General features: G+C 33.6%; 1 protein-coding gene. It reads right to left on the reverse strand.

The genetic code is table 11. From position 1 onward, the window contains the following. Positions 1 to 142: 142 nt before the first annotated feature. Positions 143 to 431: tyrosine-type recombinase/integrase (locus EOA19_RS35110; RefSeq protein WP_164893143.1), on the reverse strand; the 289-nt coding region annotated here is incomplete at its 5' end.

Genomic DNA, 431 nt, shown 5'->3' on the forward strand with positions numbered 1-431 from the left:
TCCTAAAAGTGAATAAAAGGCTGTCAGTAAATAATAGAAATAAAAAATCAGACCTAAGACTTATGATATAAAGTCTGTGTGAGCCTGATTATAAAAGGGTTTAAGAGTTTCTTGGGAAATAATGTTACGTTTTTTGTTACGCTTAGTTTGAATAATTAAGGTATTTCTCAAATAAGCTGAGTTCATTTTTAGCTGTTTCAGGTTCAAGATGAGCGTAGATATCCATAGTCATTTGTAATGTTGAATGACCTAGCCTAGTTTGGATTGCTTTATAACTCATTCCAGCACTTAAACAGAGTGTAGCGTGAGTATGTCTAAAGCCGTGAAAGCAGATATTTGGTAGGCCCACATTCTCAAAACAATCAAGTAAAGTATTTCTAAGTAGTCGACTATTAAGCACAGAGCCATTGAGATTTGGAAAAATCAAAGGT

Origin of the sequence: Mesorhizobium sp. M7A.F.Ca.US.010.02.1.1 (genome assembly GCF_004023085.1) — a bacterium.
Lineage (GTDB): Bacteria > Pseudomonadota > Alphaproteobacteria > Rhizobiales > Rhizobiaceae > Mesorhizobium.